The 24,855-nt window shown below is 58.9% G+C and carries 28 protein-coding genes; 15 read left to right on the plus strand and 13 right to left on the minus strand.

Going from position 1 to position 24,855, the window contains the following annotated elements:
* Positions 1 to 124 precede the first annotated feature (124 nt).
* Complete coding sequence (locus PVA19_RS17440; RefSeq protein ID WP_274103674.1) at positions 125 to 409, plus strand: DUF1294 domain-containing protein; 285 nt, start codon at positions 125 to 127, stop codon at positions 407 to 409.
* Between the two features lie 21 nt (positions 410 to 430).
* Here the strand turns inward: PVA19_RS17440 and PVA19_RS17445 are convergent, their stop codons facing one another.
* Positions 431 to 940, minus strand: coding sequence for a GNAT family N-acetyltransferase (locus PVA19_RS17445; RefSeq protein WP_274103675.1), 510 nt, complete (start codon positions 938 to 940; stop codon positions 431 to 433).
* Between the two features lie 283 nt (positions 941 to 1,223).
* On the opposite strand from PVA19_RS17445, the gene PVA19_RS17450 reads away from it, so the two are divergent.
* On the plus strand, positions 1,224 to 1,481 hold the full coding sequence (locus PVA19_RS17450; protein WP_116494119.1) for a YjhX family toxin: 258 nt from the start codon (positions 1,224 to 1,226) through the stop codon (positions 1,479 to 1,481).
* A gap of 102 nt (positions 1,482 to 1,583) precedes the next feature.
* Here PVA19_RS17450 and PVA19_RS17455 read toward each other — a convergent pair whose 3' ends face one another.
* From PVA19_RS17455 to PVA19_RS17475, 5 genes are all read right to left on the minus strand, one after another.
* Positions 1,584 to 2,054 carry an SRPBCC family protein gene (locus tag PVA19_RS17455; protein WP_274103678.1) on the minus strand — a complete coding sequence of 157 codons (471 nt, stop codon included), beginning with the start codon at positions 2,052 to 2,054 and terminating at the stop codon, positions 1,584 to 1,586.
* Between the two features lie 64 nt (positions 2,055 to 2,118).
* Positions 2,119 to 2,610, minus strand: coding sequence for a GNAT family N-acetyltransferase (locus PVA19_RS17460; RefSeq protein WP_274103680.1), 492 nt, complete (start codon positions 2,608 to 2,610; stop codon positions 2,119 to 2,121).
* Positions 2,601 to 4,082: an Asp-tRNA(Asn)/Glu-tRNA(Gln) amidotransferase subunit GatA gene (gene gatA / locus PVA19_RS17465; protein WP_111847892.1), complete on the minus strand. Its 1,482-nt coding sequence runs from the start codon at positions 4,080 to 4,082 to the stop codon at positions 2,601 to 2,603. The genes PVA19_RS17460 and gatA overlap by 10 nt, the downstream gene beginning before the upstream one ends.
* A gap of 57 nt (positions 4,083 to 4,139) precedes the next feature.
* Positions 4,140 to 4,427 (minus strand): Asp-tRNA(Asn)/Glu-tRNA(Gln) amidotransferase subunit GatC, encoded by a 288-nt coding sequence (gene gatC / locus PVA19_RS17470; protein WP_062425503.1) that lies wholly within the window; start codon positions 4,425 to 4,427, stop codon positions 4,140 to 4,142.
* A 125-nt stretch (positions 4,428 to 4,552) separates the two neighbouring features.
* Positions 4,553 to 5,257 (minus strand): metal-dependent hydrolase, encoded by a 705-nt coding sequence (locus PVA19_RS17475; RefSeq protein WP_274103683.1) that lies wholly within the window; start codon positions 5,255 to 5,257, stop codon positions 4,553 to 4,555.
* 80 nt (positions 5,258 to 5,337) lie between these two features.
* Between PVA19_RS17475 and PVA19_RS17480 the strand changes: the two genes are divergently transcribed.
* Positions 5,338 to 5,640, plus strand: coding sequence for a zinc ribbon domain-containing protein YjdM (locus PVA19_RS17480; RefSeq protein WP_274103685.1), 303 nt, complete (start codon positions 5,338 to 5,340; stop codon positions 5,638 to 5,640).
* 13 nt (positions 5,641 to 5,653) lie between these two features.
* Positions 5,654 to 6,142, plus strand: coding sequence for a Holliday junction resolvase RuvX (gene ruvX / locus PVA19_RS17485; RefSeq protein WP_274103687.1), 489 nt, complete (start codon positions 5,654 to 5,656; stop codon positions 6,140 to 6,142).
* On the opposite strand, the gene PVA19_RS17490 is transcribed toward ruvX, so the two are convergent.
* The 5 genes from PVA19_RS17490 to PVA19_RS17510 form a co-directional block, all read right to left on the minus strand.
* The gene (locus tag PVA19_RS17490; protein WP_062425507.1) at positions 6,085 to 6,411 is read right to left on the minus strand and encodes a DUF6105 family protein; all 327 of its coding nucleotides are present in this window, start codon (positions 6,409 to 6,411) and stop codon (positions 6,085 to 6,087) included. The two genes, ruvX and PVA19_RS17490, sit on opposite strands and share 58 nt — an antisense overlap.
* Positions 6,408 to 6,554, minus strand: a complete 147-nt coding sequence (locus PVA19_RS17495) for a hypothetical protein (RefSeq protein WP_274103807.1) — start codon at positions 6,552 to 6,554, stop codon at positions 6,408 to 6,410. Before PVA19_RS17495 ends, PVA19_RS17490 begins: the two co-directional genes overlap by 4 nt.
* Before the next feature lie 233 nt (positions 6,555 to 6,787).
* Positions 6,788 to 7,438, minus strand: a complete 651-nt coding sequence (locus PVA19_RS17500; RefSeq protein ID WP_162743437.1) for a TetR/AcrR family transcriptional regulator — start codon at positions 7,436 to 7,438, stop codon at positions 6,788 to 6,790.
* A gap of 131 nt (positions 7,439 to 7,569) precedes the next feature.
* The gene (locus PVA19_RS17505) at positions 7,570 to 8,184 is read right to left on the minus strand and encodes a GNAT family N-acetyltransferase (protein ID WP_274103689.1); all 615 of its coding nucleotides are present in this window, start codon (positions 8,182 to 8,184) and stop codon (positions 7,570 to 7,572) included.
* Positions 8,184 to 9,836 (minus strand): acyl-CoA dehydrogenase family protein, encoded by a 1,653-nt coding sequence (locus PVA19_RS17510; protein ID WP_062425510.1) that lies wholly within the window; start codon positions 9,834 to 9,836, stop codon positions 8,184 to 8,186. The genes PVA19_RS17505 and PVA19_RS17510 overlap by 1 nt, the downstream gene beginning before the upstream one ends.
* Positions 9,837 to 9,965: 129 nt before the next feature.
* On the opposite strand from PVA19_RS17510, the gene PVA19_RS17515 reads away from it, so the two are divergent.
* The 10 genes from PVA19_RS17515 (at position 9,966) to rpmG (ending at position 21,960) form a co-directional block, all read left to right on the plus strand.
* On the plus strand, positions 9,966 to 10,907 hold the full coding sequence (locus tag PVA19_RS17515; protein WP_274103692.1) for an aspartate carbamoyltransferase catalytic subunit: 942 nt from the start codon (positions 9,966 to 9,968) through the stop codon (positions 10,905 to 10,907).
* Positions 10,904 to 12,196: a dihydroorotase gene (locus tag PVA19_RS17520; protein ID WP_274103694.1), complete on the plus strand. Its 1,293-nt coding sequence runs from the start codon at positions 10,904 to 10,906 to the stop codon at positions 12,194 to 12,196. The genes PVA19_RS17515 and PVA19_RS17520 overlap by 4 nt, the downstream gene beginning before the upstream one ends.
* Before the next feature lie 43 nt (positions 12,197 to 12,239).
* Positions 12,240 to 12,857, plus strand: a complete 618-nt coding sequence (plsY, locus tag PVA19_RS17525; protein WP_062598157.1) for a glycerol-3-phosphate 1-O-acyltransferase PlsY — start codon at positions 12,240 to 12,242, stop codon at positions 12,855 to 12,857.
* A 32-nt stretch (positions 12,858 to 12,889) separates the two neighbouring features.
* Positions 12,890 to 14,044, plus strand: coding sequence for a DNA-processing protein DprA (gene dprA, locus PVA19_RS17530; protein WP_274103696.1), 1,155 nt, complete (start codon positions 12,890 to 12,892; stop codon positions 14,042 to 14,044).
* A 243-nt stretch (positions 14,045 to 14,287) separates the two neighbouring features.
* Positions 14,288 to 16,978: a type I DNA topoisomerase gene (gene topA, locus PVA19_RS17535; RefSeq protein ID WP_274103697.1), complete on the plus strand. Its 2,691-nt coding sequence runs from the start codon at positions 14,288 to 14,290 to the stop codon at positions 16,976 to 16,978.
* Positions 16,975 to 19,329, plus strand: a complete 2,355-nt coding sequence (gene rnr / locus PVA19_RS17540; protein WP_274103698.1) for a ribonuclease R — start codon at positions 16,975 to 16,977, stop codon at positions 19,327 to 19,329. Before topA ends, rnr begins: the two co-directional genes overlap by 4 nt.
* A 73-nt stretch (positions 19,330 to 19,402) precedes the next feature.
* Positions 19,403 to 19,837 (plus strand): DUF983 domain-containing protein, encoded by a 435-nt coding sequence (locus PVA19_RS17545; RefSeq protein WP_274103699.1) that lies wholly within the window; start codon positions 19,403 to 19,405, stop codon positions 19,835 to 19,837.
* Between the two features lie 6 nt (positions 19,838 to 19,843).
* Positions 19,844 to 20,521 (plus strand): NUDIX hydrolase, encoded by a 678-nt coding sequence (locus tag PVA19_RS17550; protein WP_274103801.1) that lies wholly within the window; start codon positions 19,844 to 19,846, stop codon positions 20,519 to 20,521.
* A gap of 9 nt (positions 20,522 to 20,530) precedes the next feature.
* Positions 20,531 to 21,703, plus strand: a complete 1,173-nt coding sequence (locus PVA19_RS17555) for an MFS transporter (RefSeq protein WP_274103700.1) — start codon at positions 20,531 to 20,533, stop codon at positions 21,701 to 21,703.
* A gap of 89 nt (positions 21,704 to 21,792) precedes the next feature.
* Positions 21,793 to 21,960 (plus strand): 50S ribosomal protein L33, encoded by a 168-nt coding sequence (gene rpmG / locus PVA19_RS17560; RefSeq protein WP_003496403.1) that lies wholly within the window; start codon positions 21,793 to 21,795, stop codon positions 21,958 to 21,960.
* 692 nt (positions 21,961 to 22,652) lie between these two features.
* Here rpmG and PVA19_RS17565 read toward each other — a convergent pair.
* Together PVA19_RS17565 and PVA19_RS17570 are read right to left on the minus strand one after the other, a co-directional pair.
* Positions 22,653 to 24,020 carry a PleD family two-component system response regulator gene (locus PVA19_RS17565; protein WP_112952412.1) on the minus strand — a complete coding sequence of 456 codons (1,368 nt, stop codon included), beginning with the start codon at positions 24,018 to 24,020 and terminating at the stop codon, positions 22,653 to 22,655.
* Positions 24,021 to 24,038: 18 nt separating this feature from the next.
* Positions 24,039 to 24,410, minus strand: a complete 372-nt coding sequence (locus PVA19_RS17570) for a response regulator (protein WP_062425520.1) — start codon at positions 24,408 to 24,410, stop codon at positions 24,039 to 24,041.
* A gap of 129 nt (positions 24,411 to 24,539) precedes the next feature.
* Here PVA19_RS17570 and PVA19_RS17575 point away from each other — a divergent pair, with 129 nt between their 5' ends.
* On the plus strand, positions 24,540 to 24,848 hold the full coding sequence (locus tag PVA19_RS17575; protein WP_062425521.1) for a DUF3572 domain-containing protein: 309 nt from the start codon (positions 24,540 to 24,542) through the stop codon (positions 24,846 to 24,848).
* Positions 24,849 to 24,855 lie beyond the last annotated feature (7 nt).

A 24,855-nucleotide genomic window follows, 5' to 3' on the forward strand; every position in this document is an offset into this window, starting at 1 on the left:
ATCCGTGGTGAGGTAGAGCAAATGGTCCGGAGGTGCAAGACTTCTAAGGCGCTTACGGACAAAGGCCTACCTTTTTCGCGATCCGGAATGCCAAGCGAGCGGGATTTGGATTATAGAGCCCGTCATGACATTTATCACCGCGGCTCTTGGCCTCTACACCGTTCTCAATATCACAACCTTCTTCCTCTTCTGGTGGGACAAGCGGGCCGCAAGGCAAGGCGACAGACGCATTCGCGAAAGGACATTGCTCCTCTTCGCGCTCATGGGCGGAAGTCTCGGCACGGTGACAGCACAACACTTGCTGCGCCACAAGACACGCAAGCAGCCGTTTCGCGGACTGCTTCTGGCTATCGTTTTTCTTCAACTCGCAGCGGCGGTCGCGTGGGCCTTCTTGGCCCGAACCGCGTGAGCTCTTCGACAGTTTTTGTGATTAGAAAGACGGTCCATAGGTCGTCGTGTCGAACTCTTTCAGCTCCTTGCGCAGGCCGATGGTCTGGACTTCGCGGTCGAGCTTTCGCGCGTATTTCATCGACAGCCAACTGACATTGTAGCCATGCTTGCGAAAGAAGGAGAGCGCCCGCTCGTTGCTGGCGTGGCTTTCAAGCCTGATCGAGTAGAAGCCAGCCGCAAGCACCTGCTCTTCGACCGCACTGAGGAGCTTGCCGCCCAGGCCTTGCCGATGAAGGCGCGGATCGATCCAGAAGTCCGAGATCATATCGTCGGAGTTTTCGCGCGCCGCCCATCCTGCGGGCATGCCGTGTCTTTCGACAACGAGGATGCGATGCCAGGAGGATTGCGTGAAGCCTGCAAAGGCTTCTGCCGCGTTCGTTTCCAGGACAGCCGTCAGCCCCAGCGCAGAGCTTGCGACCCGCCATGCCTGCAGGCCGATGGCCGCAAGATGGGGCGCATCCTGTTCATTTGCGTTGCGAATGACGATCACGTTCTGGTCCCTATGACCCGACGAGATAAAACATCGGCCCAGCGATTCTTCCAGTCGTATCGGAAATGACCGGGTGGATTTGGCCGATTCTTGACTGAAAGGCAGCAAGCTCTTAATCAGGAAGGACCAACTTTGGAGTTTTGATGTTCTCTCAATCGGAGTCCCGGTAAAGGCCCTGCCCGCAAGTCTCTTGCGTGCCGGGCCATGTTGAAACCGAGCCGGATGCCAGTGGCACCCGGGTTTGTTTTCACGCGTCCATATGGACGCAAGCCGGATTCCAACCATGGACATTTCACGCGCAGAACAGCGCATCCTCCACCTGCTCGCGCAGGGTGGCAGAATTGAACTGACACGAGACGAGAACCGCAAGATCGAGAAAGCCGTGCTTTATACGCGTGACGGTTGGGTTTTCAGCGGGCTCGACCTCACCACCTTCCGCAAACTGAAGAGCAAAAGAGCAATCTCGTCCTCCAGAAGCCAACCTTATCGCATTACCACGCGTGGGCTGGAACTGGTGAGAGGCGAACTCGACAATCGCTGAGAACAAGGGGCGGCGGTCAGACACCCGCCGCTCCTATCAAAGCCTCGCGTCGTCATGCGCTGGACGACAGGCAGCTTGGCTCCGGATGCCTCAGCAAACCTGCTAGATGGTGGCAACGAGCGCTGCGAGTTGATCTGTGGCAGCGCCCCAGCCTTCATGAAAGCCCATGGCCTCATGCGTCTTCTTGTCTTCTTCCGTCCAGTGGCGTGCCATGGCCGTGTACTTGGTCTTGCCATCGCCCAGCGGTTCAAGGAGGATAATGCCGGTCATGAACGGCTTTTCGGATGGTATCCAGGCGGTCTTGAAAGCGTCGGTAAAGACGATCTTCTCATTCGGCACGACTTCCAGATAAACGCCGCGGTTGTCGACCACCTCGCCGTTTGGCCCGTTCATGACGATGACGCTTGAGCCTCCTGTGCGAACGTCAAGTTCAGCGTGAGACACGCCCCAGGGCTTTGGACAGAACCATTGTTTCAAAAGCTCCGGATCGGTCCAGGCGCGAAAAATCTTCTCCCGCGGCGCGTCGATTTCGCGCATCAAAACGAGTTCATGCCTTGCTGTTTCAGATGACATCATTGCCTCCCGTGATGGTCTGCCCCACAGCATAGCAGAGGATCGCTGGAGAAGAAGGCGGCTCTTACAGAGGCTTCTCTAGCCGCACTTTCTGAAGCTCCACCTTCATGCTTTCCGACCATTGAGGGCCCTGCCAGACGATGGCAAAACCGCAACGTTCGTAGGCGCGGATGGCGTTGACGTTCTTGGCATGCGTGGCGATTTTTGCCGTCGAAATATCCGCGCTGCGCATCTCGTTTAGAAAATGCTCAACGAGGACACGACCGATAGCTCTGCCCTGGTAGTCTGGATCGATCCAGATATCAGATATGTAGTCCGGCTCTCCAGCGCGCGCACCCCAGCCGACGATCGCGCCGTCGATCTCTGCAACCACGAGATCGCAGTTGGTCTCTTTGGCAAAGACTTCAAACTCGCCGCGCACCCGTTCGATTACAACGGGATCGAGATAGGTGTCTTCAAACGCACTGCTTGATTGCCAGGCGCGAAAACCGATGAGGCCGACCGCATCGCGATCGGCCTCTGTCATGGCTCGAATTATGAGGCCGCTTACCACCACTTGGCGGGCGTGAACTTGCCCGCTGCCTGCTCGATGGCATGCGCCGTCTTGAACAGCGTTTCTTCCTCGAAAGGCTTACCGATCAACTGAAGGCCGAGTGGCAGGCCCTTGCCGTCAAGGCCGGCCGGTACGGAAAGACCAGGCAGTCCCGCCATGTTGACGGTGATGGTGAAGACGTCCTGCAGGTACATCTTCACGGGATCGGAGGCGAGTTCCTTGTCGCCGATCTCGAAGGCCGAAGATGGCGTGATTGGTGCGAGAACCGCGTCGACGCCTTCGTGGAAGACGTTTTCGAAGTCGCGCTTGATCAGCGTGCGGACCTTCTGCGCCTTGAGGTAATAGGCGTCGTAATAGCCGGCGGACAGAACATAGGTGCCGACCATGATGCGGCGCTTCACTTCCGAGCCAAAGCCAGCGGCGCGGCTCTTCTCATACATGTCGGCAATATCCTTGCCATCGACGCGAAGGCCGTAGCGGACGCCGTCATAGCGAGCAAGGTTGGACGACGCCTCGGCGGGTGCCACGATGTAATAGGCGGGCAGCGCGTATTTGGTATGCGGCAGCGAAATATCGACGACCTCGGCACCGGCATCCTTCAGCCAGGCAACGCCCTGTGCCCAGAGCTTTTCGATTTCTTCCGGCATGCCATCGACGCGGTACTCCTTCGGAATGCCGATCTTGAGACCCTTCAGCGACTGGCCGATGGCCTTCTCATAATCCGGCACCGGCAGATCGACCGACGTCGTATCCTTCGCATCGACGCTTGCCATGGACTTCAGCAGGATCGCAGCATCGCGAACATCGCGGGCAATCGGGCCGGCCTGATCGAGCGAGGATGCATAAGCCACGATGCCCCAGCGCGAGCAGCGGCCATAGGTCGGCTTGATGCCGACGGTGCCGGTGAAGGCCGCGGGCTGGCGGATGGAGCCGCCGGTGTCGGTTGCCGTTGCACCGGCGCAGAGATGCGCGGCTACGGCTGCGGCCGAACCGCCGGAAGAACCGCCGGGAACGAGGTTCTTGTCAGAACCCTGCGCGCGCCAGGGATTTACGACCGGGCCGTAATAGGAGCTCTCATTCGACGAGCCCATGGCGAATTCGTCCATGTTGAGCTTGCCGAGAAGCACGGCGCCGGCATCCCACAGGTTCTGGGTCACGGTGGACTCGTATCTGGGCTTGAAGCCATCCAGCACATGCGAGCAGGCCTGGGTGTGGATGTCGCGGGTGGCGAACAGATCCTTCACGCCAAGCGGAATACCCTCCAGCGCGCCACCGTTTCCAGCGCCAAGCCTCTCGTCCGATGCCTTGGCCATCTCGCGAGCCTTGTCATGCGTCGTCACGACATAGGTATTGAGCTTATCGTTGGCGGCATCGATGGCATTCAGATAGGCATCCGTCAGTTCGACGGCGGAAAATTCCTTTGCCTTCAGTCTGTCACGCGCTTCGGCAATGGTGAGGCTGGTCAGTTCGGTCATATCGGCAACAGCTTTCGAAACTTTTGAATTTTCAACGTGGGAGCAAGCGGGCAGCGCTTACTCGACCACTTTCGGCACCATGAAGAAATTGCGGTCGGTGGCCGGCGCATTTGCAACGATGTCATCGGCTTTGTCGCCATCCGTCACCACGTCGGCGCGCTTCTTCATCGCAACCGGCGTCACCGAGGTCATAGGCTCGACGCCATCCACATTCACTTCCGACAACTGCTCCACGAAGCCGAGAATGCCGTTCAACTGGCCAAGCATGGTGTTGGCTTCGTCTTCGCTAACGGCAATGCGGGACAGGCGCGCGACGCGCTTCACGGTGGCAAGATCGACGGACATGGTTCTACTCCGGTCAAGAATTTTCTACCCGCTATAATGACCATGCCCGTCCTTCGCAACGGTAGAAAGCGTGTCGCGGCCCTCTGCGGCGCAGTTTTGGGCCAAGACACGCCGATGCCGGGTCATCAGAATGTCAGGACTTGACCAACCTTCGGCACGTCCACCCGTGTCTGCGAACCATCCATACCCGAGACAAACTTGTCCGCCGTCTGGTCGACGATCGGGAATGAGCCGTAGTGGCAGGGAATGGCGTGGCGGAACTTGAAGAAGCGCTGGCAGGCAAGTGCAGCTACAGCCCCGCCCATGGTGAAGCGATCGCCGATGGGAACGAGGCCAACATCCGGCTCGTGCAACTCGTTGATCAGCCCCATGTCGGAGAAGATATCCGTGTCGCCCATGTGATGGACCGACGGCCCGTCTTCGAAATGCAGCATCAGGCCATTGGCATTGCCGAGTGCATGCGACACACCGTCCTCGGTGATCTGCGCGGAAGAGTGCAGTGCATTGGTGAAGGTGACGGAAAAGCCGTCGAAGCCCACCGTACCGCCGGTGTTGCCCATCTCGAGCTTCTGGACACCCTTGGAGCCGAGCCAGGCGGCAAGATCGGCATTGGCGAGCACTGTTGCTCCCGTTTCTGCTGCCAGCTTCACCGTATCACCCACATGGTCGCCATGACCGTGGGTCAGGAGAATATGGGTGATGCCGCTAGCCGCATCCTTGGCGTCCTGTCCGGCGAAGCCTGGATTTCCGGTGAAAAATGGATCGATCAGGATCTTTGCGTGGCCTGTTTCAAGACGGAAAGCGGAATGGCCTAGCCAGGTGATTTTCATCGAAGTTCTCCTTTGTGTTCCTGCCATCTTATGAGATAGGACGACCCATAAAACCCAAAACCTTACTTTGGAGTGATAAGATGGCCGCAGATAATGACGACTATGTGTATGACGAAGCGACCGGCGAATGGCGCCCTGCCTCGGAAGTCGCAGCCGCGGCGGCCAAGGCCAGTGAGGTTCGCGATGCCGCAGGCAACCTGCTTGCAGATGGTGATTCCGTCACGCTGATCAAGGACTTGAAGGTCAAGGGTACGAGCACCACGCTGAAGCAGGGAACCGTGATCAAGTCGATCCGCCTGACCGACAATCCAGAGGAGATCGATTGCAAAAGCGATGCGGTCAAGGGTTTGGTGCTGCGTACGGAATTTGTCCGCAAGAGATAAAAAGGGTCACCGCATGGCGACGCTGACGATAGAGGAACTGGCTGAGACCCTGGGGCTTGGACGGGCGATAGCCGGTCTTGATCTCGGCACCAAGACGATCGGTCTTGCGATGTCGGACCTGTCACGGCGGTTCGCCACCCCTCGCCCGGTGCTGAAGCGGATCAAGTTTACCCAGGATGCAGCGCTGCTTCTGGATTTTGCCGCGAAGGAAAAGGTCGCGGCCTTCGTCATCGGTCTGCCGATGAACATGGATGGCTCTGCCGGTCCGCGCGTTCAGGCGACTCGCGCCTTCGTTCGCTCCATGAGCGAGAAGACCGATATCCCCTTCGTCTTCTGGGATGAGAGGCTTTCCACAGTCGCGGCCGAAAGAGCACTTCTGGAAATGGATGTCTCGCGGGCGAAGCGCGCCGAACGCATCGATTCCGCCGCCGCAAGTTTCATTCTTCAAGGTGCCTTGGATCGGCTTTCCATGCTGGCGAGAGATGCATCCATAGAAGGTTGACGCGCACGCCACCACGCGGCAATTGCCTTGCGCTTGCGAAATCCGATGATCGCGAAAACGAGCAGGCTGTCCACCGCGATTGCGCGCGCCACGAGCGGCGGGATCGTCTCGGGAGGAATGCCGAGCACATTGCCATAGATCTGGAAGACCAGATCGTGCGCCTGCCGGGTCAGCATGAAAAAGCCGAAACTCATGTCGTAGTAGGACAGGAAGTACCAGCTGCCGAGCAGCAGCACGGGACACGCCCACAAAATCAGAAACCACTTCATGCCATCCGCTCCCCTGCCAGGGTCGTTCCAGCCGTCTGCTCGTCAGGCAGCGCTGCGATGACAGCCCAGCGCAGTAACCCCATGATGCACAGGTTCAGCGTCGGCGCATTCAGATCGAGTGGTAGCAGGGCGAAAAACGTCATCATGACGCTCAAAGGTATCCAGCGGCTCACAGCGCTTCCTTCTCATCCAGCTCTTAATTCGTAGTTAACAAATCGTTAACACCATGAACTCACGGTTAACGCGGAGCAAACGAAACCTGCATTTATGGTTAACGCGAGACGCAGGCTGTGGACAAGCGCAGCGGTCTAATCGCCATCGGCACGGCCAACGGCGTCTGTTCGATCGACAGGGAAGCGATTAAGGGCGTGCCGGATCAGCCGTAAAGGGCGCGAACGATGCGCTTAACGGCGACGGCGATCTTGTCCCAATCCTTGTCACTCTTCAGCGACACGCCGGAGAACTGGCCATTTGTTGCGCCGGCAATCACCAGATGCTGGATGGAGGCGAAGAGGAGAGCATTCAGCACCACAGGGTCGGCGCCCTTTGGCGGCTGCAAGGATCCACGCATGCGGTCGATCCATTTGACCAGCGCCTTTGAGCGCGCGTCAGCCAGTTGCTTGACCTGTTCCGTCTGCTCGGAGAGTTCCCAGGCAATGATCTTGCAGACCAACGGATCGGCGCGGAGCGCATCGAGATAGGAGAGCATCAGCCGCTCCATCAGGTCGCCATAGGTCAGCAGGAACATGCCGCCTGTGTCTTCGGGAATCCGATCCTGCACCCAGGAGCCAAGATCCTCGCCGATGGCTGAAACCAGGCCTTCGAGACCGCCGAAATAACGATAGATCAGCTGCTTGTCGCAACCGGCGCGACGCGCCACGGCATTAATGCCGAAACCCTGGAAGCCCTCCTCCGCCAAGAGCGACTTTGCCGCAGCAAAGATCGCCTTCTCCGTTGCGGCGCGATCCTTGATGCGCTTTTCCGGCGCGGGCGACATGAGGGCGGCAGTGCCATCGATGGCGAGCATGGCTTTTCCGAATCTCCGATTGGTGACGTATCATGCGCGGTTAGCAAAGAGTTAACAACGCGACAATCGAGACGAAGCCTAACAACCCTGGCTTTCCTGTGGATGGTGGAAAAGACGCCTGTTTCTTGGACTCAGGCGTCCAACGACATGCCGAACCATGCGGTGCCCGCCGGCATGCCGGCCAGCGGCGAAAAGCCACGCGACTGCCAGAAGGCGATGCCATTGTGATTGTCAGGATTGGCGCCAAGATGGATGCCGGAAATACTCTTGCTACGCGCCATCTCTACCCACATAGACAACATCCGAGAACCGCCACCAGTGCCGCGAGCGCGGGAGAGGAGGTTCATATGGATATGGGCGGGGTAGTTCTGAAGCACTGAAGCGGGCATGGGCGACGGCTGGTGAATGAAGGCAACGCGCTTGCGGTGTTCTTCTGGCAAAGCGTTGGCCTCTTCTTCCGCGAGCGGATAAAGCTCGCGCAGCTTCGGCCACCAGGCCTGCTCGAGCCGTTCTTCGTAAGCTGCGGTATCGGTGGCGCCGACGATGTAGCCGCAGACGCCCTCCCCGTCTTCGACAACGAAAGCGCTGTCTGGGCAAAGATTGAGATAGGGAACGGCATAGATATTACCGACGAGCTTTTCGTCGGCGTAAAGATGCGAGGCGTCCTTGCCCGCGTCGCCGGTTGCAAGGCAGATGGCGTAAAGCGCCTCCTCGTCCTGTGGAACGGCTCTGCGAAAAGTCAGCATCACGACACCGGCGGATAAAGCAGATCGATGATGTAGGTGGGATCGAAGCGGCTGTCGAGCATGCCATAGGTGTGGCGCCAGCCACCCGCTAGGCGAGTTTCAAGGAAGGCGTCGGCGATGCGCCCTGCCCCGATGCGGCAAAGTTCGGCGGCGGCTGCGGCAAGAGCAAACTGCTCCACCAGCAGGCGGGCAGCGCCCTCGTCACGCTCACATAGTGCAATCGCGGCGCGCAGCACATCGGTGGTCTTCTTGCCGGATGGGCCGAGGTCGCGCTCCAGCGTTTCGAAGACGAGATCGAACAGATCCTTACCACGCTGCAGCACGCGCAGCACATCGAGCGCCATCACATTGCCGGAACCTTCCCAGATGGCGTTGACCGGGGCTTCGCGATAGTGACGCGCAATCGGGCGTTCTTCGACGTAGCCGTTGCCGCCAAGGCTTTCCATCGCCTCGTAGATCAGGGCCGGCGCGATCTTGCAGCACCAGTATTTGACGATCGGCGTCATCACGCGCGCATATGCCGCTTCCGCAGGGTTGCTGCGAGCGCTGTCGAAGGCAGTAGCCAAGCGGAACGACAAGGCGGTTGCAGCAGCCACATCCAGCGCCATGTCCGCCAGCACGCGCGTCATCACCGGCTGGTTGACGAGCGGCTTGCCGAAGACCGAACGACCTCGGGCGAAATGAACCGCTTCCGCGAGCGAGGCGCGCATCATGCCGGAGGAGGCCAGTGCGCAGTCGAGCCGCGTCAATGTCACCATGTCGAGAATGGTGCGAATGCCGGCACCGGGCTCGCCCAGCAGATAACCGAAGGCATCGCTGAATTCGACTTCGGCCGACGCATTGGAACGGTTGCCGAGCTTGTCTTTCAGCCGCTGGAAATGCAGGCCGTTGGCCGAGCCGTCTTCCAGAAAGCGCGGTACGAGGAAACAGCCCATGCCATCGCCCATCTGCGCCAGCATGACGAAGCCGTCGCTCATCGGCGCCGAAAGGAACCACTTGTGGCCGGAGAGCCGGTAGATACCTTCACCCACACGCTCGGCGGTGGTGCGGTTGGCGCGCACATCCGTGCCGCCCTGCTTCTCGGTCATGCCCATGCCGATGGTGACGGCTGTCTTCTGCATGGCGGGCTTTTGCGAGGAATCATATTTGCGCGAGAGGATTTTCGGCGCCCATTCGTTCTGAACGCGCGGCGATGCCATCAACGCTGCAACCGAGGCATGGGTCATGGTCAGCGGGCACAGATGGCCAGCCTCGAGCTGCGCCGTCAGATAGAATTTCGTCGCGCGGGCTTTATGTTCGCTGCCGCGCGTATCGGCGGAATTTTCCCATGCCGCACTGTGCAGGCCGGAGGACATGGAGCGGCGCATCAAAGCATGCCAGGCAGGGTGGAACTCCACCTGATCCAGACGCTCGCCGCGCGGGCCATGGGTGTGAAGCTGCGGTGTGCTGCGGTTTGCCATGCGCGCCAGTTCCTGGGCTTCGGCAGAGGTGACATAGCGACCGATCTGGTCCAGCTCGTCGCGAAGCGGACGCGAGAGGTTCGAGGTCAGATCGACGATGAGCGGATCGGACCGGTAGGCATTGATCCCGGACCAGAGGCTAGGCTGGTTCAGTTCGGCAAGCTGTTCTTCAGTCCGGTTCATATCTGTCATCGTGTACTTTTATCGGGATTCGCAATTAAATGCCTATATAGGCTCGTTCCCGGCTTATCCCATGCTTGCCGACAAAGCCACCTGTCTTTATAGACCGCGACTGACTATTCCGGCCCGGAGGACAGTTCCATGGTCTATTTTCCCCACCGCCATCTTCTTGGCATCAAGGGGCTTTCCCATCAGGATATCACGCTTCTTCTCGACAAGGCCGACGAGGCCGTGAAGATCAGCCGCCAGCGTGAAAAGAAGACGTCGACGCTTCGCGGTCTGACACAGATCAACCTGTTCTTCGAAGCCTCGACCCGCACGCAATCCTCCTTCGAACTGGCCGGCAAACGGCTGGGCGCGGACGTGATGAACATGTCGGTCGGTAACTCTTCGGTGAAGAAGGGCGAAACGCTGATCGATACCGCAATGACGCTGAACGCCATGCGCCCTGACGTTTTGATCGTGCGCCATTCATCCGCCGGTGCGGCAGCGCTTCTGGCGCAGAAGGTTGCCTGCTCGGTTGTCAATGCCGGCGACGGCCAGCATGAGCATCCGACGCAAGCGCTTCTCGATGCGCTGACGATCCGCCGCGCCAAGGGCAGTATCTCTGGTATCACGGTCGCCATTTGCGGTGACGTGCTGCATTCGCGCGTAGCCCGCTCCAACATCATCCTCCTGAATCAGATGGGTGCGCGGGTGCGTGTCGTCGCTCCGCCGACGCTGCTGCCCTCCGGCATCGCCGACATGAGCGTGGAAGTCTATCACGACATGAAGGAAGGCCTGAAGGGCGCCGATGTGGTCATGATGCTGCGCCTGCAGCGCGAGCGCATGGCGGGATCCTTCGTGCCTTCGATCCGCGAGTATTTCCATTATTACGGCCTCGATGCGGAAAAGCTCAAAGCCGCCAAGGAAGATGCACTCGTCATGCATCCCGGTCCGATGAACCGCGGCGTGGAAATCTCCTCGGAAGTGGCCGATGGACCGCAAAGCGTCATCGAAGCCCAGGTGGAGATGGGCGTCGCCGTGCGCATGGCGGTGATGGAAACCCTTCTCCTTTCTCAAAACATGGGAGAGCGCGTATGAGTGCCGCGACCGTCCTCAACAATGTGCGTATCGTCGACCCGTCGCGCAATCTCGACGAGACTGGAACGATCATCATCGGCGCTGATGGAACGATCCTCGCGGCTGGCAAGGATGCGCAAAACCAAGGCACGCCGGACGGCGCGACGGTGCGTGATGCGAAGGGGCTGGTTGCCGTTCCAGGGCTCGTGGATGCGCGCGTCTTCGTCGGAGAGCCCGGCGCCGAGCACCGCGAAACAATCGAATCCGCCTCGCGTGCGGCCGCCGCAGGCGGCGTGACCAGTTTCATCATGATGCCGGATACGGATCCGGTCATCGATGACATTGCGCTGGTGGAGTATGTCAAGAAGACCGCGCGCGACAAGGCCGTCGTCAACGTGCATCCGGCAGCGGCTCTGACGAAGGGTCTGCTAGGCGAGGAAATGACCGAGTTTGGCATGCTGAAGGAAGCCGGTGCGGTTGCCTTTACCAATGGCCGCAAGGCGCTTTCCGATACGCTGGTGCTCCGCCGTGCCATGACCTATGCCCGCGAGCTTGGGGCCGTCATTTCGCTGGAGACCCGCGACAAATATATCGGCAACGGCGATATGAATGAGGGGCTGCTGGCAAGCTGGCTCGGTCTTCCCGGCATTCCAAAGGAAGCCGAAATCATTCCGCTCGAACGCGACCTGCGCATCGCGGCACTGACGCGCGCCAACTATCATGCCGCCAAAATTTCCGTGCCGGAATCGGCAGAGGCCATCAAGCTTGCGAGAGCCCGCGGCGTGAAGGCAACCTGCGGCATTTCGATCAATCATTTGACGCTCAACGAAAACGACATCGGCGAATACCGCACCTTCTTCAAACTTTCGCCACCACTGCGGTCGGAAGACGATCGTGTCGCCATGGTCGAGGCATTGAAGCAAGGGACGATCGATATCATCGTCTCGTCGCATGATCCGCAGGATGTCGACACCAAGCGCCTGCCCTTCTCGGATGCGGCAAGCGGTGCGATCGGGCTGGAGACCATGTTGGCCGCAGCGCTTCGGCTGTATCACAGTGATCAGGTGCCGCTGATGCTCCTGATCGACGCGCTTTCGACGCGACCGGCGCAGATTTTCGGACTGGATGCCGGAACGCTGAAGCCCGGCGCCAAGGCCGATATCACACTGATCGATCTCGATGAACCATGGCTGGTTTCGGAAAAGAAGCTGGTATCGCGTTCTAAGAACACACCATTCGAAGATGCACGTTTCAGCGGTCGCGCTGTCAGCACATATGTTGCGGGCAAGCTTGTTCATTCACTGCAGTAAAAATGGTGGTGCGCAAAGACGCACCTGAAGAGGGGACATAAACATGACTGCATTGACCGTTTGGGAGACAGCGCCGGCATTTCTCTTGGCTGCGGCTGTTATCGGCTACCTGCTCGGCTCCATTCCCTTCGGCCTGCTTCTGACGCGGGCGGCGGGTCTCGGCGACGTTCGCCAGATCGGCTCGGGAAACATTGGCGCGACAAACGTGCTGCGGACCGGCAATAAGAAGCTCGCCGCGGCAACCCTTCTCTGCGATGCTTTCAAGGGCACGGCAGCGGTGCTGATCGCCAATGCGCTCTGGGGATATGAGGCCTCGCTGGTGGCGGGCTTCTTCGCCTTTCTCGGCCACCTCTTCCCGGTCTGGCTCGGCTTCAAGGGCGGCAAGGGTGTGGCGACCTATATCGGCGTGCTGCTCGGCGCCGCTCCGCTGATGATGCTGCTTTTCGCCGCCATCTGGCTGATCACCGCCTTCGTTACCAAATATTCCTCCCTCTCGGCGCTGGTCGCGATGCTCGTCATCCCGATCGTCCTGTGGATTTTGGGACCGGAAAAGACCGCGCTTCTGGTTACGGTTCTCAGCATCATTTCCTGGTACATGCACCGCGAAAACATCAAGCGGCTCTTGGCCGGTACGGAAAGCAAGATCGGCAAGAAGGGCTGAGACGCAATTGTCTCGAAGGTTTGGGGGCAGATATGTCGCGTGATGGCGAGACGAAAAGCGGCATCGCCCTGACGGAGAAGCAGAAGCTTTCCTGGTTGCGGCTGATCCGCAGCGACAATATCGGTCCCGTCACCTTCCGCGATCTGATCAATCACTTCGGCAGTGCTGAAGCGGCGCTGGATGCCCTGCCCGATCTTTCCCGTCGCGGCGGCGCGGCGCGCAGCCCACGCATCGCGACACTTGCTCAGGCCGAGCGCGAGATGGAAACCGCAACACGGTTTGGCGCCCGCTTCGTCGGCATCGGCGAGCCGGACTACCCGCCCGCTTTGCGAGAGATAGACGGCGCACCGCCCTTGATCGCTATGAAGGGTTCGAGTGCCACCGTCATCCGCCCGTCGCTTGGAATCGTCGGCTCCCGCAACGCCTCGATCAACGGCGCGAAGTTTGCGGCAATGCTGGCACGGCAATGCGGACAGGCGGGTTACACCATTGCTTCCGGTCTTGCACGTGGCATCGACGCCGCCGCTCACGCCGCCAGCCTGTCAACCGGTACCGTCGCCATGCTGGCTGGTGGACTCGACAAGCCCTACCCACCCGAGAATTTCCGCCTGCTGGACGATATCTACGCCAACGGCGGTGCGACCATCAGCGAAATGCCGTTTGGCTGGGAGCCGCGTGCGCGCGATTTTCCACGGCGCAACAGGTTGATTGCAGGCGTGTCCCTCGGCGTGCTGATCGTTGAGGCGGCTGAACGCTCCGGCTCTCTCATCACTGCACGGCTGGCTGGCGATTTTGGCCGGCTCGTTTTTGCGGTGCCCGGCTCGCCACTCGATTCTCGCTGCCATGGCACCAACCGGTTGATCAAGGACGGCGCCACACTAGTGACGGAAGCGGCCGATATTCTCGATGCACTCTCGCCGATGATGGAGCCGCGACTCGACCTGCAGCACGTCGTCCGAGAAGACACCGGGGATCAACCCATCTCTCAAACCGGAGACCGCGCAGGAGACAAGGAGCGCGCCATCCTTGCCGAGGCGCTCGGCCCCTCGCCGGTCGAAACCGACGACATCATCCGCCACACGGGTTTGCCTGCGGCAACTGTCTATCTTCTGCTTCTCGAACTCGATATTGCCGGAAAATTGAACCGGCACTCGGGCGGACGAATTTCGATGATCATGGCGGATTGAGACGCCAAGGGGTCGCTCAAGGGAAGCTTCCGCCCGATGGCGGACAGGAGCATTCCGCCAATCAAAAATTGTCTTTCCATTAGAAAAATTCCAGAAGTTGCATATGGGCATGAAGACAGAAAAACAGGCGTTCCCCCTTGACCGCAGCGCATTACCTGTCCATGTCGAAATAAAAGGAAGGCGTTGTTGCGTGCGGAATCAGCGACGATGCCGGTTAACGGACATGTTTCCAGAGAAAAAAATATGAATGTCGTCGTCGTAGAGTCTCCGGCAAAAGCCAAGACGATCAACAAGTATCTTGGCCCCGGCTATAAGGTTCTTGCATCGTTCGGCCACGTTCGGGATCTTCCCGCCAAGGATGGTTCTGTTCTTCCCGACCAGGATTTCGAAATGTCCTGGGAGGTCGATCCTGCCTCACAGAAACGCATGAAAGATATCGCCGATGCCGTAAAGGCGTCCGACGGCCTGTTTCTGGCAACCGACCCTGATCGCGAAGGTGAAGCGATTTCCTGGCACGTTCTCGATCTTCTAAAAAAGAAGAAGGTTCTGGGCGACAAGCCGGTCAAGCGCGTGGTGTTCAACGCCATTACCAAGAAGGCCGTTCTGGATGCGATGGCTGAGCCGCGCGACATCGACATTCCGCTCGTCGATGCCTATCTCGCCCGCCGCGCACTTGATTATCTGGTCGGCTTCAATCTCTCACCGGTTCTCTGGCGCAAGCTGCCTGGTGCCCGCTCGGCTGGACGTGTGCAGTCCGTGGCGCTCCGCCTGGTCTGCGACCGTGAATCGGAGATCGAGCGCTTCGTATCGGAAGAATACTGGAACATTTCAGCCCTTCTGAAGACACCGCGCGGTGACGAGTTCGAAGCAAAGCTCGTATCCGCAGACGGCAAGCGCCTGCAGGGCAAGTCCATCAAGACCGGTGACGATGCGACCCGGCTAAAGACGTTGCTCGAAGGCGCAAGCTATGGTGTCGAGACGGTCGAGGCAAAGCCCGTCAAGCGCAATCCCGGCCCGCCCTTCACCACCTCCACGCTGCAGCAGGCCGCGTCTTCGCGCCTCGGCTTCTCCGCCTCGCGGACCATGCAGGTGGCGCAAAGACTTTATGAGGGTATCGATATCGGTGGCGAGACCGTCGGTCTGATCACCTATATGCGTACCGACGGTGTGCAGATGGCGCCGGAAGCGATCGACGCCGCACGCAGCGCCATCGGCGACCAGTTCGGCGATCGCTACGTGCCGGAGAAGGCGCGTTTCTATTCGACCAAGGCCAAGAACGCCCAGGAAGCCCACGAGGCGATCCGCCCGACGGACTTCAATCGGTCGCCGGACAAGGTGAAGCGTTACCTCGATTCCGATCAGCTTCGTCTCTACGACCTTGTCTGGAAGCGCGGCATTGCAAGCCAGATGGCTTCGGCCGAGATCGAGCGCACAACGGTTGAAATCCTTGCCCAAAACAAGGGCGAGAAGGCCGGTCTTCGCGCCGTCGGCTCCGTCATCCGTTTCGATGGCTTTATTGCCGCCTATACGGACCAGAAGGAAGACGGCGAACAGAGCGACGATAGCGAAGACGGTGGACGTCTGCCGCAGATCAATGCCAGTGAGAACCTCGCCAAGCAGAAGATCAATGCGAGCCAGCACTTCACCGAGCCGCCGCCACGCTATTCCGAAGCATCGCTCATCAAGAAGATGGAAGAGCTCGGCATCGGTCGTCCTTCCACCTATGCCGCGACGCTGAAGACACTCAGCGACCGCGAATATATCGTCGTCGACAAGCGCAAGCTGATCCCGCATTCGCGCGGTCGGCTCGTGACGGCTTTCCTCGAAAGCTTCTTCACCCGCTATGTGGAATATGATTTCACGGCCGACCTGGAAGAGAAGCTCGACCGGATTTCGGCCGGCGAACTCGATTGGAAGCAGGTTCTCCGCGACTTCTGGAAGGACTTCTTCGCCCAGATCGAAGACACCAAGGAACTGCGCGTCACCAACGTACTCGACGCGTTGAACGAAGTGCTTGCACCGCTGGTGTTTCCCAAGCGCGAAGACGGCTCCGATCCGCGCATCTGCCAGGTCTGCGGTACCGGCAACCTGTCTCTGAAGCTCGGCAAATACGGTGCCTTCGTCGGTTGCTCGAACTATCCTGACTGCAACTATACCCGCCAGCTGACCTCGGATGGCGCGGAATCCGAAGCCGCAGCGCTGAACGAGCCGAAGGCGCTTGGCGCCGATCCGATGACGGGCGAAGAATTGACGCTCCGCTCCGGTCGCTTCGGGCCCTATATCCAGCGTGGCGACGGCAAGGAAGCCAAGCGCGCATCCCTGCCAAAGGGCTGGAAGCCTGAAGAAATCGATCATGAGAAGGCGCTGGCGCTGATCAACCTGCCGCGCGACATCGGCAAGCATCCGGAAACCGGCAAGATGATTTCGGCCGGCATAGGCCGCTATGGTCCCTTCCTGATGCATGATGGCGGCTACGCCAATCTGGAGAGCGTGGAAGACGTGTTCTCCATCGGCCTCAATCGCGCCGTGACGGTGATTGCCGAGAAGAAGGCAGCGCCCGGTCGTGGACGCTCCTCCACGCCTGCTGCGCTCAAGTCGCTTGGTGACCATCCCGATGGCGGCGCCATTACCGTTCGCGACGGCCGTTTTGGTCCCTATGTGAACTGGGGCAAGGTCAATGCGACGATCCCCAAGGCGCAAGCTCCCGATACGGTGACGCTGGACGAAGCGCTGGTGCTGATTGCAGAGCGCATTGCCAAGACCGGCGGCAAGCCGGTCAAGGCCAAGAAGGCTCCGGCAAAGAAGAAGACCGAAGGCGATGCAGACGCCAAGCCGACAAAGGCAAAAGCGGCAAGCAAGACCAAGGCTGCGGCCAAGCCTAAGGCAGCGGCAAAGCCCAAGACAGCAGCAAAAACCAAGAAGGCAGCATCGTGAGCAAGACACCGCGTCAGAAACAGAATTCCGCCAATGACGGTTTCGGACGCACCGCTCGCTCAAAGCGCGTGAACCAAGGCGAAGGCATCATCCATGGAGAAGTGCCTTCGCGCGAAGTGCTGCTGAAGTTCATTGCCGAACATCCGCAACAGGCCTCCAAACGCGAGATCGCCAAGGCTTTTGGCCTGAAGGGCGACAGCCGCGTGGTGCTGAAGGCGCTGTTGAAGGAACTTGAAGTTGACGGCATGGTGCAGAAGAACCGCAAGTCGCTGATGCGACCAGGCGGCCTGCCGCCTGTCACGGTTCTCGATATCACCACGCGTGACAAGGATGGCGAATTGATCGGCCGCCCTGCAGAGTGGCCGGAAGATCAGGGTGCGGCACCCGCCGTCCTTATCCGCCAGTCATCGCAGGACCGCGGCAAAAAAGGACCGGCGGCCGGTTTGAATGACCGTGTGCTTGCCAAGATTTTCCCCTCCAAGGATCGTGCCGGGCCGGCCTATACCGCCCGCGTCATCAAGCTTATTGATCGCCGCCAAAATGCGCTGATCGGTGTCTTCAAGGAAAACCCGGGCGGCGGTGGTCGTTTGATGCCGGTGGACCGGCGCGGCGAAGAACTGGTGATCGACCCCGATGGCGTCAACGATGCCAAGGATGGCGATCTGATCGAAGTCGAAGTCTCGCGCAACAGCGGGCGCTACGGTCTGAAGCGCGCCAGTGTGCTTTCCGTCATCGGCTCGGTCGCGTCGGAAAAAGCCATTTCGATGATCGCGATCTACGGGCACGGCATCCCGCATATCTTCCCGCAGGATGTTCTTGCAGAAGCCGATAAGGCGAAGCCCGCCAGCATGGCGCATCGGGAAGACTGGCGCGATCTGCCGCTCATCACCATCGACCCGGCGGACGCCAAGGACCATGACGATGCCGTCTATGCGGAGCCCGATCCGTCGCCGGACAACCCCGATGGCGTGATCGTCACCGTTGCGATTGCCGATGTCTCTTACTACGTGCGCTCGGGTGCGCCGCTCGATCGCGAAGCGCTTAAGCGCGGCAACTCCGTCTACTTCCCCGACCGCGTCGTCCCGATGCTGCCGGAACGGATTTCCAACGATCTCTGCTCACTGAAGGAAGGTGTCGATCGCCCTGCCCTTGCGGTGCGCATGGTGTTTTCGAAGGAAGGCCGCAAGGCGTCTCACACCTTCCATCGCATCATGATGAAGAGTGCGGCCAAGCTCTCCTATCAGCAGGCGCAGGCGGCCATCGATGGCAAGCCTGATGACAAGACCGGCCCGATGCTTGAGCCGATCCTGAAGCCTCTCTGGCATGCCTATGAGGTGATGAAGCGTGGTCGCGACCGTCGCCAGCCGCTCGAACTCGACATGCCCGAGCGCAAGATTCTGCTGCGTGCCGACGGCACCGTGGACAAGGTCATCATTCCCGAACGTCTCGACGCCCATAAGTTGATCGAAGAAATGATGATCCAGGCCAACGTCGCAGCCGCAGAAACGTTGGAAAAGAAGAAACAGCCGCTCGTCTACCGCATTCATGATGCCCCCACGCTTGCCAAACAGGAGACGCTGCGTGAATTCCTCGCGACGCTTGGTATCTCCATGGCCAAGGGCGGAGAGGTTCGCGCCAATTCCTTCAACGGAATTCTGGCACGCGCGCAAGACACTGAACATCAGATCATGGTCAACGAGATGGTGTTGCGCTCCCAGAGCCAGGCGATCTACAGCCCCGAGAATATCGGGCACTTCGGTCTGAACCTGATGAAGTACGCCCACTTCACCTCCCCCATTCGCCGTTATGCCGACCTGATCGTCCATCGTGCGCTCGTCGGGTCTCTGGGACTTGGCGAAGGCGGCATCACGCCACAGGAAGAGGCCACGCTCGACGATATCGCCGCCGAAATTTCCACCTTCGAGCGCCGCGCGATGGCGGCCGAACGCGACACGATCAACCGTCTGATCGCCCACCATCTTTCCGAGCGCGTGGGAGAAGAGTTTGAAGGGCGCATCGGGGGTGTCACCAAGGCGGGACTATTTGTCGCGCTTCCGCAATTTGGCGCAGACGGCTTCGTTCCTATATCTACGATTGGGACCGACTACTTCATCTATGACGAAGCGCATCAGGCACTGACGGGTGAGAAGACCGGTCTCGGCTTCCAGCTTGGCGACACGGTTCAGGTTCGTCTGGCAGAAGCCGTACCGCTGGCAGGCGCGCTCCGCTTTGAGATGTTGAGCGAGGGGCGCAAGATGCCCACAGCAACACGATCCTTCCACAAGACGGCGCGCCGGGGTGGGGGGCGCACGGCGACACCGGGAACGAGGCCGCCGCGCAGGAAACGCTGAACGAGCTTCGTAGCGAGATCGAGCAGGATCTTGCAGCGATGCTTCAGCGCCGCAATCATTTGGAGGAACGGTCATGAGCGAGACGCAGACAGTGCACTATGGCGGCGAGAAGCAGGAACGTCCGCTGGGACGCTCGATCATGCGCGGCATCTCGTGCCGATGCCCCGCCTGCGGCACCGGTCGGTTGTTCAAGGCCTGGCTGAAGCCGGTGGATCAATGCGCCGCCTGCGGCGAAGACCTCCATCACCAGCGATCTGACGATCTGCCGCCCTATATCTCGATCATGATTCTCGGACACGTGGCGGTGGGCGGCTTTTTGATGACTGACCTGATCCTCATGGTGCCAATGTGGGTGCATTTTGCCATCTGGGTGCCGATCACGATTCTCGTGGCCTTGCTGACGATCCAGCCGATCAAGGGTGGCGTCATTGGCCTGCAATGGGCGCTAAGGATGCACGGCTTCAGCAATGAGCCTGAGAAGACGCAGATTGACGGGTCATCACACTGACAGGCGATCACTCCCTTGCCTGCTGAATCCCAAGCTGAAAAATCACCCTACCTGCGTCCGAGGGATGCGGCCTGCCTGATCCTGGTCGATCGTTCGAACGGCTCTCCACGTGTGCTCGTCGGCAAGCGCAGCAGCGGCCACGTCTTCATGCCGGACGTCTATGTGTTTCCCGGTGGCCGGCGCGACCCACGCGATCACGCCCTGCCCTTTGGTGTCGACCTTGATCCTCTCGTTATCGACAAGCTCAGGCGCTCTGCCTCGCGTGTCATGACGGTTGCAGGGGCTCGGGCCTTGGCTCTGGCGGCAGTGCGCGAATTGGAAGAAGAGACGGGGCTTTGCTTTCGAACCGAGCGCGCGCGACAGGGACCGGACCTCTCACCACTGCGTTATGTCGCGCGTGCGATCACGCCGCCGGGGCGCATCAGGCGATTCGACACGCGATTCTTTTTCTGCTTCACCGACGACGTCGGCATTGAGCCGGCAAATATAAAAGACTCTGCCGAGCTGCAAGACCTTCAATGGCTTGACATGCGCGACAGTTCCGGTGTGAACATGGCGGCGATTACACGGATGGTTCTCGAAGATGTCACAAACTTCATGATAGGTGATCAGCCACTACAATTTGAAAGCCGGGTGCGACTTTACTTCGAGCGTCGCGGCACATTCATTCGCGGCTTTCTGTAAAAGGTCTCCATGTCACATCCCAACTGCGACGCCGACAATATCCACTGGCCATCGCTTATTGCCGCCATATCCGCCATCAGCGCCGTGGGCATCGCCATCGGCCTCGGATTGCCGCTCTTGAGCCTCATCCTCGAGCGTCGGGGCATTTCGTCCAGCATGATCGGATTGAACTCTGCCATGGCCGGTGTCGCTGCCATGATTGCAGCGCCCATCACCAGCAAGCTTGCGCATGACTTCGGCGTTGCCAGGACCATGTTGACGGCGGTGGTCATCTCCTCCGTCAGCGCCATGGGCTTTTATTATGCGGCAGACTTTTGGATGTGGTTTCCGCTCAGAATCGTCTTTCATGGCGCGACGACCACGCTTTTCATCCTGTCGGAATTCTGGATCAATGCCGCAGCGCCGCCGCGCAAACGCGGGCTCGTGCTTGGCGTATATGCGACAGGGCTCGCAGTCGGCTTTGCGGTCGGACCCCTCCTGTTTTCCACCGTAGGAAGTGAGGGCATCACACCGTTTCTCGTCGGCTGTGCCATCATCCTCCTGGCTGCAATTCCGATTTTTCTGGCGCGCAAGGAAAGCCCTGCGCTGGACGAAAAACCGGCCCACCATTTCGTACGGTATATCTGGCTTGTGCCCATGGCCTCTGCTGCCGCCTTCGTTTTCGGCGCGGTACAGGCCGGTGGGCTCTCGCTCTTCCCGATCTATGCCACGCGTGAAGGCTTTAATGAATCGCAAGCAGCGCTTCTCCTGACCGTCATGGCAATCGGCAACATGACCTTCCAGATCCCGATCGGCCTGCTCTCCGACCGCATCACCAATCGCCGTCTGCTGCTTGGCGTCATGGCCTTTATCGGTCTTTGCGGCACGCTCGCGCTGCCGCTCCTCGTCAACAACTGGATATTGGTCGCGGTACTGCTGCTACTGTGGGGCGGCCTCGTCTCGGGCATGTATACGGTCGGACTAACGCACCTCGGTTCGCGACTCACTGGGTCCGACCTTGTGGCGGCCAATGCGGCCTTCATATTCTGCTATGCGACGGGCACGATTGCCGGTCCACAGACGGTTGGTATTGCGATGGATATCTCCGGAAGCCACGGCTTTGCCTGGGCATTGGCGCTGTTTTTCGGCTTCTATGTCGTTCTTTCCATTGGGCGTTCGGTTTTCGGCTCAAAACAGACTTGACTTTTCGGGCGCGATCCGTAGTTTCGCGCCAGATTTAGCCGGGATCGAACAGGTCCGCGGCTCACTTACTTGTTAAAGGCAGGACGACCATGGCGAAAGCTACAACAATCAAGATCAAGCTGCTGTCGACGGCCGACACAGGTACTTTCTACGTCACCACGAAGAACAGCCGTACATTCACGGACAAGATGACGAAGACCAAGTACGACCCGGTCGTTCGCAAGCACGTCGAATTCAAGGAAACCAAGATCAAGTAATCAACTTGATTTTCTCCTTAAAGAACGCGCCCTTGAGGCGCGTTTTTTGGTTTTGGGCGGTCGTTTAAAAACTCGACCTAGAGCCTGTCGCGATCTTTCGGAGTCGCTCCTTACGCTTCAGGTCATTGTTTTGTCGCATGCCCTTATCGCAAAACCGCTGCTCAGTTTTGCCTGGACCATTCTTTAAGTGCGAACGTATTTTCAGGCCGATCCTAGAATGCGAGACCTGGACACGGCTGCCGGACGCGTCAAGAGAAGCCGCGCAACGCAGACGGTCGAGTTATACTACGTGTAACTTGAGAGATCGTGATGGCGTGGGGTCGGCCGGGATAACCGCGATAGCACGAGGAACCATCAATTGGCATCGCCGGCCGACCGACCCCAAGACCCAGGAGATGCGGCGGACCTGAGCATCAAGGGGTATTTCGTGCACGGCTCCCTTGAAAATAGAACCGAGCGGTCTGTTAAAGTGCTAGTGCCTTCTATCAACTGATATGTCGGCATAAAGTTATTTGTATGAACAAAGTTTCGCTCAAGACGCCTAAAAGTTCAACACTTTATTAAGGTGCAGCCATTCTTGCTTTGAAATATGGTTAAGTGTGCCATGCCGGGACAGAGACGCAAAGCCAGCTTAGCCGCAGCAACGCGCTACTGACGAAGCATCAAGGGTCGATCAATCTCTGGAACTTTACTCAGGCTGCGGCAGCAACGACGCGGTTTCGGCCGCTTCTCTTCGCCTCATAGAGTGCCCGATCTGCCTGTCGCATCAACTGCTCCGGACTTTCGACGCCCGTTGCATTCGAAGCGATACCGAGCGACGCGGTAATCTTCAAGGATTGCCCGGAGCGCAGCACAAAAACGGTATCCTCAATGATCGAGCGCAGGGACTCGGCCACCACCGAGGCAGCCTCCACCGAGGTGTCCGGCATCACCACCACGAACTCTTCACCGCCGTAACGGCAGGCCAGATCCGCACCGCGCACCGTGGAGCGCAACCGGGCGGCAAACTCCTGCAGCACCTCGTCGCCGGCCTCGTGGCCGTAGAGATCATTGACCTGCTTGAAGCGGTCGATATCCGTCATGCAGACGGACAGATGACGGCCTCGGAGGGCCGCACGGTTGAACAAGGTCTTTAGATGAAGATCGAGATAGCGGCGGTTGTTGAGGCCGGTGAGCCCATCGATAACCGCAAGCTCCATGGTCTGAGCCAGATTCTCGCGCAGCCTGTCATTGAAGCGCTTGCGCTTGATCTGCGAAAGCGTGCGCGCCACCAGCTCATTGGGATCGATCGGACGAATGATGTAATCATTGACGCCGAGATCCAGCGCCCGGACCACCATGGCATCATCGTTCTGCTCGGTGATGATCAGAAGCGGCAGGAAACGCGTTCGCTCGAGCGAGCGCAACTGCGAACAAAGCCTTAGAGGATCGCAGTCATCGAAGTTGGAATTGATGATGACGAGGTCATAGGCGTTTTCCGCGGCCTCGAAAATAACGTTGGCAGGATCGCTCCAAGCGATCACCTCGCCAACCGGCTTCAATGCCTTGACGATACGCTCCTGCGAGCTGGCCCTGCCATCGACAAGGAGAACGCGACCAGGCTTTTCGATATGGCCGTCGACCCCGATCGATTCCTGGATGCCCATGGTTTCTGCGGTCATCATACGACCGCGCAGCTCGTCGCTCATGGTCTTGAGACGCGCAAGGCTCTTGACCCTCGAAATGAGTTGGAGGTCGTTCACGGGCTTTGTCAGAAAATCATCCGCGCCAGCCTTCAATCCTCGGACGCGATCGGCCGGCTGATCGAGCGCCGTGACCATGACGACGGGAATGTGGGCTGTCGCCGGGTTTGCCTTCAGCCGCTCGCAGACCTCGAAGCCATCCATTTCCGGCATCATGATATCGAGAAGAATGACATCGACCTGACCATCCGCGCAGATTGCCAGCGCATCACGGCCATTATCGGCGCAGACGACGTCGAAGTATTCGGCCAGCAAACGGGCTTCCAGAAACTTCACATTGGCTACAATGTCATCGACGACCAGGATTCTAGCAGTCATTCGGTCGCCCCTATTACCTTAAGCATCGCCCAAATATGTCTTGATCGTCTCGATAAACTTCGGAACAGATATTGGCTTGGAAACATAAGCTTCGCAACCACCTTGGCGGATGCGCTCTTCGTCTCCCTTCATAGCAAAGGCTGTGACGGCAATCACGGGAATCACATGAAGTTCGTCATCTTCCTTGAGCCATCGGGTGACTTCAAGTCCAGATACTTCCGGTAGTTGAATATCCATAAGAATAAGGTCGGGTCTATGCTTACGAGCAAGCTCAAGGGCTTCCATACCATTGCGTGTCTGTATGGTCGTGTAACCGGATGCCTCAATCAGATCACGAAAGAGCTTCATGTTCAGCTCATTGTCTTCAACTATCATGACCTGTTTGGGCATGGCGGCAGTCCTTGTTACGCTTTGAAACCGTCCGCCTGACATATAAGTTGCCGAAGAACCGATTCCATTATCCCCTGTTGAGGGAGGTTAAAGCGATTTGGTTGAAAAATAGGTAACTTCCGGCAAGAAATGCGGTGTGAGATGAAATACGGCAAACCAGTCGTCAAAGACCCCGAAGAAACCGTTGCCGCCATTCTCGGATGGTTGGCAAACGAACCGGATATTCTCGCCCGCTTTCTGGCGCTCTCCGGACTGCAGCCAAACATGCTACGCGCGGCCATACAAGACACCGGCTTTCTGGCAGGGCTTACGGATTTCATCATGAACCACGAGCCAGACCTCATGGCTTTTTGTGAAGCCTCCGGGTTCAAGCCGGAAGACGTGCAGGCCGCGTGGCATAAATATTCCGGCCCCGGTCTCGATTCCGGGGTCTACTGAGATGTAT

The sequence above is a fragment of the Agrobacterium sp. CNPSo 3708 genome, from assembly GCF_028674915.1.
GTDB lineage: Bacteria > Pseudomonadota > Alphaproteobacteria > Rhizobiales > Rhizobiaceae > Agrobacterium > Agrobacterium cavarae.